Origin of the sequence: Singulisphaera sp. GP187, assembly GCF_900129635.1 — a bacterium.
Taxonomy (GTDB): domain Bacteria; phylum Planctomycetota; class Planctomycetia; order Isosphaerales; family Isosphaeraceae; genus Singulisphaera.
The window spans coordinates 1,664,438-1,678,700 of record NZ_FSRB01000001.1; the positions used below are offsets into that span (position 1 = coordinate 1,664,438).

9 protein-coding genes and 1 pseudogene are annotated in these 14,263 nt (G+C 61.8%); 5 read left to right on the forward strand and 5 right to left on the reverse strand.

Translation table 11 applies throughout. From position 1 onward, the window contains the following. Positions 1-99: 99 nt before the first annotated feature. From BUS42_RS06580 to BUS42_RS06590, 3 genes are all read right to left on the reverse strand, one after another. Positions 100-2,205 carry a PPC domain-containing protein gene (locus tag BUS42_RS06580; protein ID WP_074310771.1) on the reverse strand — a complete coding sequence of 702 codons (2,106 nt, stop codon included), beginning with the start codon at positions 2,203-2,205 and terminating at the stop codon, positions 100-102. Positions 2,206-2,269: 64 nt separating this feature from the next. Further along, on the reverse strand, positions 2,270-4,015 hold the full coding sequence (locus tag BUS42_RS06585) for a c-type cytochrome domain-containing protein (RefSeq protein WP_074306235.1): 1,746 nt from the start codon (positions 4,013-4,015) through the stop codon (positions 2,270-2,272). Positions 4,016-4,069: 54 nt separating this feature from the next. Next, positions 4,070-6,517, reverse strand: a complete 2,448-nt coding sequence (locus BUS42_RS06590) for a DUF1549 and DUF1553 domain-containing protein (protein ID WP_074306236.1) — start codon at positions 6,515-6,517, stop codon at positions 4,070-4,072. Between the two features lie 548 nt (positions 6,518-7,065). Between BUS42_RS06590 and BUS42_RS06600 the strand changes: the two genes are divergently transcribed. The 5 genes and pseudogenes from BUS42_RS06600 to BUS42_RS06620 form a co-directional block, all read left to right on the forward strand. After that, the gene (locus BUS42_RS06600; RefSeq protein WP_159452181.1) at positions 7,066-8,937 is read left to right on the forward strand and encodes an FAD-binding oxidoreductase; all 1,872 of its coding nucleotides are present in this window, start codon (positions 7,066-7,068) and stop codon (positions 8,935-8,937) included. 527 nt (positions 8,938-9,464) lie between these two features. Next, the gene (locus tag BUS42_RS06605) at positions 9,465-10,073 is read left to right on the forward strand and encodes a hypothetical protein (protein ID WP_074306237.1); all 609 of its coding nucleotides are present in this window, start codon (positions 9,465-9,467) and stop codon (positions 10,071-10,073) included. 270 nt (positions 10,074-10,343) lie between these two features. Then, positions 10,344-10,628, forward strand: a complete 285-nt coding sequence (locus BUS42_RS06610; protein WP_074306238.1) for an IS3 family transposase — start codon at positions 10,344-10,346, stop codon at positions 10,626-10,628. Between the two features lie 252 nt (positions 10,629-10,880). Next, positions 10,881-12,167 carry an IS4 family transposase gene (locus BUS42_RS06615; protein WP_254053341.1) on the forward strand — a complete coding sequence of 429 codons (1,287 nt, stop codon included), beginning with the start codon at positions 10,881-10,883 and terminating at the stop codon, positions 12,165-12,167. Positions 12,168-12,453: 286 nt separating this feature from the next. Further along, positions 12,454-13,191, forward strand: a pseudogene (locus tag BUS42_RS06620) (IS3 family transposase); the annotation flags it as partial. A 27-nt stretch (positions 13,192-13,218) separates the two neighbouring features. Here BUS42_RS06620 and BUS42_RS06625 read toward each other — a convergent pair. Together BUS42_RS06625 and BUS42_RS06630 are read right to left on the reverse strand one after the other, a co-directional pair. Next, positions 13,219-13,446: a hypothetical protein gene (locus BUS42_RS06625; protein WP_074306241.1), complete on the reverse strand. Its 228-nt coding sequence runs from the start codon at positions 13,444-13,446 to the stop codon at positions 13,219-13,221. Beyond that, entirely contained in the window at positions 13,443-13,718 is a 276-nt protein-coding gene (locus BUS42_RS06630; RefSeq protein ID WP_074306242.1) for a transposase, read from the reverse strand. Before BUS42_RS06630 ends, BUS42_RS06625 begins: the two co-directional genes overlap by 4 nt. Positions 13,719-14,263 lie beyond the last annotated feature (545 nt).

The window sequence follows — 14,263 nt, forward strand, 5'->3', positions numbered from 1 at the left end:
GCCCGGTCCGCCCTCGTAGAAAGGCCTGGTTCATCGCCGGTTCGGTTGGATGCCCCGCTCCTGGGTGATTCCAGCATTCGCGCTCGATCCGTCAAGGCGTCACTTCGACGCCTGACTCGCTTTCGGGGGAATGGTCAGGGAGATCGGGGCGCTCGAATAAGCTGTTTTTACCACAAAATTGATGGAGACATGTCCCATGACCGCGACGGGAGTCTTGTCGCACGGGGCGGCGTCGGGCTTCGCCTCGAGGATGATCTTGCCATGGGTCTCAGTAGGGCCAAGTAGCGTCTTGCTCCCGGCCTCCTTGATGCTGACTCCGGGCGGAAGCGGGTTGGCGAAGGTGCCGCCCAGGTGCTGGAGGAGGATCGCGAGGTTGACCCCCTTGTTATAGCCGTTGTGGCGGGTCACGGTGACGTCGATGGTGGCGGTCTTGCCGGGAACGAGCGTGAGCGCGGCGGGGGTGGCTTCGACGGTGATATCCGACTCGGTGGTAACCGCCAGGGCAATCGTCTGGACCGGGTAGAGGCCGCGCCCGCCTCCCGGGAGATAGATCTCTTGCTTGGGCTCCGCGGTTTCGATGTGCGCCTTGCCGGCGATTTCCGCCTGTCCCGAGATCCGCAAGAGCGCCGCGGCGGGTGCGGCGTCGGAGGCGGCGGAGACCACGCTGACCCCTTGGGTCATATTGGCCGGGATCGTCAGTGGGCTCGCCGTAACGCCCTTGGGAAGCCCTTCCCAAGCGATGGCCACGGGCCCGTTGAACCCGGCGCGACGGGCGACCTGAACAAACAAGGGGACCCGCGCACCCGGGCCGAGGTTGAGCTTGTCGGGATCGCAACTCAAGGAAAAACCAGGCGTTGCCGGCTCGGCCAGCAGGACGTAGCCAAAACCTTCGCCTCCTCGGCTATGCAGGTCCAGGACTTGCACCGCGTAGCTCTCGTCGGCCGGAGCGGTCCACTCGAGGCGCGGATCCTTACTACCGGGTGAGTCGTCTGCCTCAGCCTGGGTTACATTCTTGAGGTTGACGATCCGGAGCACTGGGTCGGTCGCCGTTCCCGCGCGTCGGGCGACGACCTCGAAGGCGTAGATTTGCCCCTTCTTCGCATCGAAACGATAAGTGTCGATGTCGTTGGGTTCGAGAAGGCGGCCACTGAGCGCGACCGGAAGACTGACTGCTTGCCCCTTTTCAATCTCGGCGGGCGCATCCCCCACTTCCAGGGCCAGGGGCAGGGGAGTCGAGAGCAGTGGCACGGGCAAGGTGGTCCCCCGCTCCGTGGGTAAGGCCATCAACTGAACGCCCGGCTTCAAGTTGGCCGGGATCTCGAGCGGAAGTGTTTTCTGCGTTGCGTCGAGGTTGGCTCCGCGGGCTTCGAACACGGCGCTCGTGCCGGGGTTGACGGCAAGTGGAAAGAGGGAGGTGGCCACCGGACCGCCGGTCGCGTGGAGCACGTAGGTCCAGTTCGCGTTGCCCGTGTACGTGGTGTCGCGAATCTGGAGTCGATAGGTCCCTGCATCCTTGAACTTGTACGAGAGCAGCGGGTCCGCAAAGTCGTGATTGTCGTCGACCGCAAGCTCGCGCCCTTGGGCGTCGTGGATCGCGAGGATCGGGTCGAAGTGGGTCTGGAGGTCGTGGATCTTGTTTTCGAGTCGGTTCGCCCAGACGCTGAACGTGAGGGTTTGGCCGGCGGTCGCCGAGAACGAATACCAATCCACATCCTCCGTTTTTCCGATCAGACCGCTGACGACGGCGGGAAGCTCGAGGGCTTGCGCCGATTCGGGCCGGTCGTTGGCGGCGTCGTCAGCCTCGGTGACGACGCGGTCGTCGACGACGACGATCAGCCCGACCGACGAAATCCCTTGCGGCGTGGCGACACGGATCTCGCGTGGACCGAGTGGGGCGTCCGGAGCGATGGTGACGCTTGCCTTGACGGTGCCCGACGTCCGTCCCCCTCGCCTCATCGCTTTCGGGTCACCGGCGGGTGGAGTCGCCCCGTCGAGCACCGTTCCCGCCAGGCCGGGCCCTTCGCAGAGCAGTTGCCAGGCCCCGTCGAACCGTCCCCCACCGACGATTGTGATCTCGACCGTCTCGCCCCTCCGCGCGGCGGTGGGGGTGACCCGAGTCAGCATCGGATACGACGTCTGAGCGCGGGCGAGTTCGGGAGCCAGGAGCAAGGCGAGCGCGGCGGCGATCCAGTGGGGGCGTGGCATCGAAGGGCTCCGGAATCTCGAGGTGAGCAGAGTCTGCCGGGGTTTCATCGCTCCGCGATACACATCATTGAGGCTTCGGCTGTGAGAAGCTGGGTTCCGCGACCGGTTCCCCTCGGAGCTGGTGGGCGACCTCCTCTTCTCGGTCGAAGACAGACAAGGGGATCGTTCCGGGGACGTCCGCTCCCCCGATGCGCCATCGAAGCAGGTCCCGCATGTCGGGTGACGCGTGCAAGTAGCCGCTGGGGGTGAGGATCAGCCAGTCGAAGGTCGACGGGCTGGGCGAAGGGGGTTGCAGGAGCGTGGCTCGGAGCTTGCCCGAGTCGGCATCCCAGACCCGGACGATCCCGTCCCAGCCCCCGCCCGCGGCGCACTGGGCGTCGTCCGAGAGGGCCACGGCATATTGCCATTCGGTGGGGCCCGGCAAGCTGCGTTGAAAGGTTCCGGAGGCTCCGTCCCAGAGCCGGACCGATGAGTCGCCCCCGGCCGAGATCAGGCGCTTGCCGTTGCCGCTGAACGCGAGTTGATGGACCGGCCCCCCATGGCCGCCGATCCGGTTGGCCGGCTTCACGTCGTCGAGCCCCCACCACCGCAGTTGGGGCTCGAGGCCCGCGCTGACGAACTTGGCGCCCCCTGGCTGGACCGCCAGGGCCATGACGTCCTCGTTGTGGTTGCTATACGTGCGTTTTTCTTTAAGCGTTTTCGCGTCGATGAGCTTGATCGTCCGATCCTTGCTCACGCTCAGGAGCGAATGGCCGTCGGGTGCGTAGGCCACGTCGTACACGAAGTCGGAATGACCGGTGAAGACACCGTCCGGTCGATCGTTGGCCAGATTCCAGAGCCGAACCGACTGATCGAACGAGGCCGAGGCGAGTTGACCGCCGTCGGGACGGAAGGCGAGACCGAAGACGACGTCATCGTGGCCGGCGAAGTCGTGGATCAGTGTTCCGTCGGGGACGGAGTAGACCCGAACCGAACCGCTCCGCGCGGGCATGCCGGCCCCCACGGCGAGCCGCTTGCCGTCCCGGCTGAACACCAGCGCATGCACTGGTCCGGGGACGTCGTTCAGGACGAGGGCGGGGCGGGCGTCAACCAGGTCCCAGATCAGGACCTCGCCATGGGTTCCCACGGCGAGCTGCCTCCCGTCGCCTCGAAACGCAAGCGCGGAGATCGCCGGCAACGGGCCGACCTTGAGGACGACCTGCATCGCTCCCCCGTTGCCGAACCCTTCGGTTTTGGGCGGGATCTTCCGCTCCACCCCAAGGACGACGTCGAGCGACCGGACGATTCGCCGCGGTCGGTTTGCGGAACTTGCCGCCGCGTCGGCGACGACAACCCCTCGCGGAGCGCCCGCGTCGATCCAATGGCGGACCAGGTCGCGTTGCGCCTGCGGCAGCGGCTTCTCGAGCAGCGGCATCCGGGTGTCTTCGTCCACTTCGTTGAGCCGCTTGAGCAACGCGCTTTCGAGCGACCGGCCCGGCACGATGACCTTCTGATCCTTCGTGCCGGCCAGCACCGCGTCGAACGAGTCGAGCGCCAAGCCGCCGGAAATGTCGATGTTATTAAGTTTTTTTGTGTTATGGCAGACCGTGCACCGTTTTGCGAAGAGCGGCTTGATGTCGCGTTCGTAGGTCGGCGGCTCGTCGCCCCAGACCGACGAAGAGGCCAGCGCCATCCCTATGGCGATCAGGCCGAACACCACACGTGCGCTCGCAGTTCGCATCTTTGTGGCGAATGCAATCGTAGGGTGGGCACGGCCCACCATCAGCGGCCAGGGATGGTGGGCCGTGCCCACCCTACGAAAACGGCTCATTCAATGAGTCTCGCGGGTGCAGGGAGAAGCATCGGTGACGCTCGAGGAAGTCTGTTAGTGATTGAACAGGAATTCCTTGGAATTCAGGAGACCCCAGAAGAGGTCTTGGGCACCGAGGGCCCGACTCGGGGCGTCGACGATCAACTGGCGGGCGGCCTCGTTCTCTTGGGGCGAGGGAAGCCGGTTGAAGGTGACGACGTAGAGGGTCTCGACCAGGGTCTCATCGGTCAGCCTCGGGTCGCGCAAGAGCCGGGTGAGGCGACCGTCGGCCTGAGTGAGCTTGCGATTGATCAGGTCGCCGTTCATCAAGTGCAAGGCCTGGCTCATGGTTGGGTCGGACGCGCGTTCGCATTCGCAAGCCAAGGCGCGCTCGGGTCGGCCAAACGTGTCGAGGAAGTAGGAGGGATAATTGGTGTCGGGCAGCGCGATGGCCCGAGTGCCCGCCGGCTTCAACGGAAACTTTTCAAACGTGCCGGTCGCCAGGTTGATCGCGTCGAGCAGTTGCTCGGCGGTCAGGCGTTTGACGCGATAGTGGGTGAAGAACGTGGTATCGAGCCGGTTATCGGGATTCGGGAGCGAGCTGAGTTGGTAGACCCGGCTGTTGAGGATCAAACGAAGGAGTTTCTTGAGGTCGAAGCCGCCAGCCACGAACTCTTGGGCAAGGGCGTCGAGCAAATCGGGGTTGGAGGGGGGGTTGGTCTCGCGGAGGTCGTCGATCGGGTTGACGAGTCCCTTGCCGAGCAAGTAGCCCCAATACCGGTTCACCACGTTTCGAGCGAGCCAGGGGTTGTTCGAGGCGGTGAGCCAGCGGGCCAGGGCGCGGCGGCGATCGACCGGGTCGTCGGCGGCCTCGTCCCCCAACGGGGTTGGCTTCATGGTCTTCCCGGTCCGCGGCTGACCGACTTCGCCGGTCTTGGCGACGTAGATCACCTGCTCGCGGCCGAAGAGTCCGAACTCCTGGCTCTGCTTGGTTTTGATCCGGGCGAAGTAGGCGGCCAGCCCGTAGTAATCATCCTGGCCGTAGGCTTCGAAAGGGTGGTGATGGCACTTGGCGCACTGGAGCCGGACGCCCATGAAGACCTGGGCGGTGGTCTCGGCGAGGTCGTCGGGGCCGGTTGCGACTCGGAAGTAGTTGGCCGGTCCGTTGGTGTAGATTGATCCTTGCGCGGTGATGAGCTCGTCGACCATCGCGCTCACCGGCTTGTTGGCGCGGAACGCATCGCGAAGCCAGAGGTTGAACGCGAGCATTCCCTGGGCGCCAAGCTTGGTTCCGTCGATCCGCAGCAGATCGCCCCACTTCAGCGACCAGAAGTCGACATATTCAGGGCGATCGAGCAAGCGGTCGATCAGCTTGGCGCGCTTCGCGGGGTCGGTGTCGGCGAGAAAGTCTTCGAGCTCGGAGCGCGACGGCGTGGTCCCGATCGTGTCGAGCATGGCGCGGCGGAGGAATTCGGCGTCGGTGCTCAGCCCCGAAGGGACGAGTCCCAGTTCGCGCCACTTGGTCGCGACCTTTTCATCGAGGATGTTATGCGCGGGGAAATCAAACGATTTCTCATAGGCATAGGGAACGGTGACCCGAGCCAGGGCGGCGTGGCCCTGGTAACGCACCATCAGATTCGTTTCCCCCTGGCCGACGGTGGTCGCCAGGCCGGTGGGCCCGACCTTGGCGACGCCTTCGTTCAGGGGGTCGAACTTGGCCTGGTCGGTGACGTCGCGAGTCGTGCCGTCGCTGAACCTGGCAAGCGCGATCAGCCGCTGCTCCTGACCGGGCTCCATTCGCCGCTGAGTGGGGAAAACCGAGATCCCGGTGACGATCGGATCGTCGCGGCTCGGCGCGGGGGCACCTTGCTCGAGCCAGAGCTTCAAGAGTTCGCTCTCGGGCGAGCCTGGTTCCATCCGTTTGCCGCCGCCGTGGGCGACACTCAAGGTCGGCTTGAGGAGGAGCAGGCTCTCCTCGGGGGCAAACGGCGTGACTCGCCGTCCCTCCGCGCTTTTGACGATGGCCGTGTAGTCGGGCTCGGCCTCGAAGCCGAGGAGCGAAAGCCTGAACCCGCCCTTGCCATGCTGAGACCCGTGACAGGACCCTTGGTTGCAGCCGAGCTTGGTCAGCACGGGCTGAATTTCGTTGCGAAAGCTGACCTGGCGGGGTGACACCGCGCCGCTGACCTCAACCGGGACGCGCGCCTCGACCGAACCCACGCGAATCAGGACCTCGGCCTTCCCGTCCGCGACCGGGTGGAGAAAACCGCGAGGATCGACCGCCGCGACCTTGGGATCGCCCACCGCGAATTGCGCATCCGCCGTCAGGTCGAGCCGACTGCCGTCGGCGAAGGTCCCGATGACGACCAGCCGCTGGCTGGCTTGCGGGCCGAACAGGGTCGCCTTGGCGGGCAAGACCTCGAGCTTGGCGGGAACAGGAGCCCCGAGTGCCGCGTTTAAGGCCGGGGCCGGCAGCCCAACGAATGCCACCAAGCTGACGCCAAGGAAGCGAAGGACGCGCATTGGGTAGGCTCTCGTCGTCGGAGTCGGAGGAGCTCCCGCGCAGGCTTTCGCAGCGTTCGAGTCGTCGCTAGAACCCGACCTCGTCGCGAAACCAAAGACGCGCGGGGGGAAGGACCGATCAGCCGTGAGGGAGTGAGAGAGTCGAGGCGACGAACCCGAAATCCACGACTCTCGCTTCCCCACCGTTCAACATTGCTCTGCAAATGGTTGAAAATCAAGGTCTGACTGAAAAAACCCGGGAACGACCTGATTTGAGCGCTGACACGAATGGCACGAGGTTACGAGCGGGTGTGCACTGGTTTTCGTCACAAAAACAGTGTACAGGAGCCTGGAAAGGTAATGTACGGAATCCTTTTCCTCGTACCATTCGTTCCTGACCCTGGTATGTGGCAATTCATTTCGCTCCCCGCGCGATCCGCTCCGAGCGGGGACAAACCGCCAATGGGCGTGATTGGTGGCCTTCGCTTGCTTGAGGGGGGTTGCTGTACTACCGTATTGCATCGGCGAATCATGCATGAGACGCCCAAGCACTTCAGAGGATGCCTGCAATGCACAACCACGAGCGCGATGCTTGGATCCTGGACATGGTCCAACCTTGGACCCTCGCGGACGTCCTTCGGGATGAGTCGGCCCGGAGCGTGGTGTACTGGCTGGCGAGACCGGGCGATTCCCCCCTGACGTGTCCCGAATGTGAGCGTCCCTGCGCCGGCTACGATTCGCAACCTCGGCGATGGCGACTCCTCGACGAGGACCAGTTCCAAACCGTGCTGGAAGGGAACGTGCCTCGCTGCTCCTGCCCCGAGCACGGGGTCAACCCAATTCGCGTACCCTGGGCCGAGCCAGGCCATCCCATCGCTCAGTTCGTGGAGTGTTCGGATCCGGGAGCCAGCGAAGGGGATCCTGCCACGCGGAGGGGCTTCCTCGCTTCGACGGTCGCGGCCGCGGGCTCGCTCCTCGTGGGAGGTGCGGTCTTCCCGGAGGAAGGTGCGGGAGCCGAAGCCACCGTGACTCGTGCCGAACCCGATTGGGGGGCGCTGCGCCGTCGTATCAAGGGGGAGGTCGTCACGCCGAATGACCCTGATTTCGCCTCGGTGCGAAGTTCCTTGGTCTGGAACAAGATCAAGCCCGACCGCTCGCCGGATGTGATCGTGCGGGTCAAGAATGAGCAGGACGTGGTCGAGGCCATCAATTTCGCGCGTGAGAACGGGCTGAAGGTCGTCAACAAGGGAGGCGGCCACACCTGGTGCGGCCTGTCCGTACGCCATGGTGGGATGACGATCGATCTTTCGGGGCTCAACGAATCCTGGATCGACGAGGCCACGCAAACCGCCGTGATCCAGCCCGTGATCAGCAACCGCGAGCTGGCACGCCGGCTGGGTGAGCACAACCTGGCCTTTCCGATCGGTCACTGTCCCACGGTCAAGGCAGGCGGCTACCTCTTGAACGGCGGCATGTCCTGGAATATGGGTCACTGGGGACCGGCCTGTTTGAGCGTGGAGGCCGTGGAATTCGTCACCGCCGACGGCAAGATGATCAAGGCGAGCGCCACCGAGCACCAGGATCTCTACTGGGCGGCCCGAGGATGCGGGCCGGGCATGTTTGCCGTAGCCACACGTTTTCATTTGAAATGTTACCCATTGCCAAAGGCCATCGCCACGAGCAACTATTTCTATTCGCTGAACGACCTCAAAGCCGCCGTCGATGAAGTGGTGGCGCTGGGGCGGACGATGCCCGACAATGTGGAATTGTCGATCTTCTTGATCAAAGCGCCGGCCGAGCTTGCCGAGGCCTGCAAGGATCACAACGGCAAAGTCTGCATGGTCGTTGCCGTGGCCTTCGGGATGACGAAGGAAGAATCCGAAGCGGCACTCGCGCCGCTGGAACAGGGCACAGTGGTCAAGAAGGCGCTCGCCAGGACTTTCAACGAGCCGACCGATTTTGAAGGATTGTCGATCGCCTCCGGGGAATCGTGGCCGGAAAACCATCGCAACCTTTGTGAGAACCAGTGCTCCAAGGCCAGGCCTTCCGACATGCTGATGGCCTTGCGTGATAAATTCGTCGAGGCGCCCTCCGCAAAGTCCGTGATCGTTTTCTGCCAGAGCACCGGATCCAGGAATCTGCTCGAGCCGAATCCCGAGGTCGCGCTTTCGATTGATGCCACCTCGTACGGCGGTTCGTGGGCCATCTGGGAGGACGAAGCCGACGATGCCGCCAACAGGAAGTGGCAGGACGAGGTGATCGCGATCATGAAACCGTTCACCAGCCAGCACTACATCGGCGAGACCGACTACGTCCAGGATCCGGCGCGGGTGCAGGAATCCTATTCCGCCGAGAAGTGGAAGCGGTTGGAGGAGGTTCGCGCCAAGTACGATCCCCAAGGCCTTTTCTTCGGCTTCCTGGGCGGTACACGCAAGGCCTGAGAAGAGAGGAACCGGCCGATTGACCTGCCCCCCTTTGAATTTCCGTCGGCGAATTCTCTGCTTGCGTTGCTGGGACTTCTTGTGGACAGTAGGAGTCACTCGAAAGCCTCTTTTGCGTTCAGGAATTATGATGTCTCGACAACTTCATTATCCCTGAAAACAAGGAGGCTTTCGAGCTTTTTCTGCAATATCGGCCAAAATCCCCAACCAATTACGCTTGGTTCAGGGCTAGTCAAAAATCATCTCGACTCCAGGAAGAATCATGATCTGACGCCGAATATTTTCGAATATTTTTTCGGGGATGATCTTGTCCAGTTTACGCAAACTACGTCAAGATATAGGAATGTCACCTGTTCAATTCCCAGGAAGCGACACTTTCCAGTACCCGAAGGCGGCCCTTGAGGCCGACTGCCGGATCCACATCGTGCTGGCAGTCTCGGCCGCCGAGACCCGCGTCAGACTTTTTCTTGTCGGAAGTGCACTATAGCAACCGGTTCAGTTCCCTGCTGTTGGAAGGACTGCTTGCCATGATCAAGCTCAGGCAACCTGCGTTGGGTCTCCATGCCTGCGATCTGGAACCGCCGATGCGCAGGTTCAAGATGTGGCAAAACTGGCAAATGCCCAGGGGTGCGCGCCCCGAAGATGTCGTTTATTGGATCCTCTACGCTCGTGATCAGGCGCCAGAACAGATGTTACCTAACGTCCTCATTAATACCCATGGCGGCTTCCAACCGCCGATATGGAACAAGTTGTATATCGGCGGGAGGTACCCAGAGGGCTTCGACGAATGGGCGGACCCTCCAAAAACGATCGCCAGCACCATCAACATTCAAAACGTGGCCATCTTCAGACAGCTCAGGGCTAAGGACATCGGCACCATCTGGCTACATGGTTGTAGCGCGGCCGCACTCCCCTATGGCCATGACTTCTGCAGAAGCATGGCCGTCGAATCTGGTTGCAACGTTGTGGCGTCGGAGGCCCAGCAGGAGCTCTATCCGGGAGAAGCCTACAAATATCTTTGGAGCAAGTATTCTGGTTGTATTGACGATTACGAGGGACGCACATTCTGCTGGACTCCTGCGGGGGGTGAGTACCAGATCGGCAATAACGGGGCAGGCGTTCCCACCGTAGACTGAACGAGGGGGAAAAAAGGAGTCATAGCGGAATGCCACGAAGATAGCGCACAGGAGGCAGAAAAGGGGACGGAGGAAATTATTGTAATTCACTCTTCAAAGTTGGCCTGCTCCCCATATCTTGGTCCAGCCATAATGGAAATCTATCCGCACGGTTGTTCAGTAGGTGGTGCGTCATGCGGCTCCTCTTCTTCTTCGATAGGCTATAGTGGACCCCGGAAATTGGACCACTCGGTAAGTTATCATCGAGGGAGATCTTATCGAGGGCGAAGCATGGGACAAATCCGCAAGCGACACTCGGCGGCGTTCAAGGCGAAGGTCGCCTTGGAAGCTGCCAAGCAGGACAAGACGATCTCCGAACTGGCCAAGCAGCACCAGATCCACCCGGTGCAGATCAGCCAGTGGAAGAAGCAACTCCTCGATGGCCTGGAGGGCCTCTTCGAGAACGGGTCGGCCGCCCGCCGGCCCGACCAGGAGAAGCTCCAGACCGAATTGTACGAGCAGATCGGGCGGCTCCAGATGGAGCTGGCCTGGGTGAAAAAAAAATCTGCCTTGTGAGGTCGAGGTCAAAAGAGCCTTGATCGAATCCACGCATCCTCAGTTGAGTGTTCGTCGCCAATGTGAGTTGCTGGGACTCAATCGATCGAGCTTCTAAGCCATGGGTCATGGTTTTCTTTGCTTTTTGATGGGCGACCGCAGTGATGCAAAAGGCCGCTGGGTGCCACGGGTTGTACTCACAATAGTGTCCGGGATTGACCTTCATCAAATCTTCGCTTGCGCTTTTGGTTACGGTCAGCCACAGTATTCGTCATGGCGGCCAAGAAACCACCCCTGGTTGACACTCCCCCTTCCCAGCGACCTGAACGGGTCGGGGCACCGGGGTGGCTCTCTCGTGATTTGCCCATCTGGCCCGATCAAGTGGTCGGGGCCAAGCACATCCATTCGATCGAACGGCTCATCGCACAACTTCGCGACCAGGACCCCCATGGCAACCGCGACCTCTTCCTCGACGACGTCTTCGTTGCCATGCTCCTGGCCTTCTTCAACCCCACTCTGCGGACCCTCAGGACGAGCGAGGATTTCAGCCAAACCCGACAAGCCCAAAAATTCCTCTCGATCCAGAAACTCTGCAAAAGCACCCTCTCCGACTTCAATAAGTTGGCCGACCACACTCGCTTGCAGCCGATCCTCGATCAGCTCCGACGCAACGTTCTCAAGCCCAGTCCCAACCCGAACCAGGCCGCCGATCCCCTGAGCTCGCTTCACCGCCAGGTCCTCGCCGTCGATGGCACCTTCCTTCATGCCGCCGCCTCAGTGGCCTGGAGCGTCCGCCGCCGCGGCGGCAAGACCGGCGCTCGACTCGACTTCCATGTCGATGCCCAAACCTGGCTCCCCGAGCTGATCGTCGTCCCCGAGGCCGGCCAGAGCGAGGCGACCACCGCCGCGTACTCCATCACCCCCGGGGCGATCCATCTCTACGACCGGGGGATCTTCAGCTTCAAGCTGATCAAGGCCCACGTAGAACCGGCGGCGGATTTCGTGATGCGGTTCCGGAAACCCGGAGAACGCACCCCCAACCTCGAGACGACCGAGACGAGGGAACTCACCCAAGAGGCCCGCGACGCGGACGTCATCTCCGATCGACTGGTCCGTTTTCCCGGCTCGACGCATCGCAAACCGCTGGGCATCGTCCTTCGCGAAGTGGTCATCGTCCCCAAGGATGACCCCGAGAATCCGGTCTACCTCTTGACGACCCTGCTCGAGCCCGACGCATCAATTATCGGAGTATTATATCGTCATAGATGGCAAGTTGAACTGTTTTTCCGCTGGCTGAAAAGCTACGCGCGGTTCGATCATCTGATCAGTCACAGCCGCGAGGGTGTGCTGTTGAGCTTCTACGTCGCCGTGATCGGCGTCACGCTCATGCACATCCATACAGGAAATCGCCCCAGCAAGTATATGTTTAGCCTGCTGGGAATGGTGGCCAACGGCACGGCGACGATGGACGAGATCATGCCGATCCTTCGCGAGCGGGAGCGTCAGTGCCAATTACAGCGTGACCGCGTTGCGCGGAAGCGTGCCGAAAAACCCAAATAAGCGATCAGGGCCCGTCCACGCGCTGCGGACGAGGTCATGCCGCGGCATGCGCCGGGATCGCCCTCCAAACCGAAGGAGGCGGCTGCAAGGCTGTTCAAATCGAATTATTCTGGGATGTCCTGACGAAAAGCCTCCTCGCCATCAGGAATCCCGGACACTATTGTGTACTCAACCCGTGAGCGATCGCCCGGGTTTTAGGCTCACGGGTTGAGTACAACCCGTGGCACCCAGCGGCTTGCACATGATTCAATGTCAACGAAAACTAGGACCACCTGCTTACTACGAGCCGGCGACGGAGACCCTCGAGAACCTGAGCCTGATGAGGCGGATCGACGAGCAATATCTCAAGACGCCGTTCTACGGCAGCCGCCGCATGACGGCCTGGCTGACGAGGCAGGGAGAGGAGGTCAACCGCAAACGCGTGAGCCGCCTGATGGAATTGATGGGTTTGGAAGCGCTTCATCCCGGGCCTCGAACCACGACGCGGAACCCTGACCACAAGGTTTACCCCTACTTGCTTCGAGACGTGACGATCGACCGACGCAATCAGGTTTGGTCCACCGACGTGACGTACCTCCCGCTCAACCAGGGCTTCATGTTCCTGGCGGCGGTGATCGACTGGCACAGCCGGTTCGTGCTTTCTTGGCGGCTGTCGAACACGCTCGACGGCCGGTTCTGCCTGGAGGCGTTGAACGCGGCGTTGGAGGGAGGACGCCCCGAGATCTTCAACACCGACCAGGGCGTGCAGTTCACGGCGCGGGCCTTCACCGGCCGGCTTGAGGCGGAAGGGATCGCCGTGAGCATGGACGGACGCGGGAGGGCGTTGGATAACGTGTTCGTCGAGCGGCTGTGGCGGTCTCTTAAATACGAGGACATTTATTTGAAAGCATATCGTAGCGTCAGAGAATTGGAAGCCGGTCTTGAAAGGTGGTTTGCGTTTTACAACCACGAGCGCTTGCACCAGAGCTTGGCCTATCGCACGCCCGCCGAGGTCTACCATAGTGCCGAGCCGGTCGGGCCTTGAGAGGGGAGAGCAGGGACGAAGCATAACTTAAAAACCGGGCCGAGTGGTCTGGACATTGGGGACCACTTCATATCGAGGGTGCTCGCCGGCCAATACCTCAATGCGACGTGCCAACGCGAGCCTCTCGTCGCTGTGCATGGGGGCGTAGCGCAGGCCAGAGCGATTGATCCCCAGGGCGCGACAGGCGCGGCGCTGCGAGACGTCGAAGGCGTCACACAACTCGGCGACGATCGTGCGGCGACGTGCGGCGGTCATGGCTTTTTTTTCAAGGACTCCTGGAGCATGCGACGGTCGAGCGCCAGTTCGGCCACGAGTTCCTTGAGACGTCCGTTCTCGTTTTCAAGTTCAGTGATTTTGATTTGTTCGCCCGATGCTGGGTTCTCCTGGAGGGCCTTCCAACGGTAGTAGGTCGTCAGTCCGATGCCGCCCTTGCGGCACGCCTGGTTGATGTTCAATCCGGCCTGGAGGTCCGCTTGGACCTCGCGGAGGATCTTGGCGATCTGGTCGGGTCTGGGCCGCTTTCGCATGGGTCGCTCCCTGGCTGGGTCAGCCAGTTATACGATTCCCATTAAGACTGGACCAGATTATGGGGGGCAGGCCAGCTTGCAACCTCTATCTGAGGAGGATTCCCTACACCGAACCCTGGGTCATGCTTCTTCGGAGGGTCTGGCCGAGTTTTATTTTTCCACACATGATTCTGCTTTACGGAATTGAGCAGCTACTTATCCAATCGGCCGTGCCGTTTTACGAGCACGATTTCATGACCACCGGCCTTGTTCGTAGGCTTCCGCGTTTGGCGGCCCACCTCAGTCCGATGGCCGGTGACCTAATTGGCTGCGAGAGCGTCCCGCTTTCCGGGTTCACCCAAGGTGCCACGTTGACCATGACCCTAGACGTGCCGTATGAAGGCACAGAGCCTCTCAGCGAGAGTGAGTGGGAGCGGGATTGACCAGAAACGGCTGGTCCGCAGTAAGAAAGGGCCTCATGCCGACGCAGGGTTATTGGCGGTCGTTACTGCTACCAGCGCCGGTGAGACTTGGCTTGAGGCTGTCGGCTACTTGAACAAACCTGT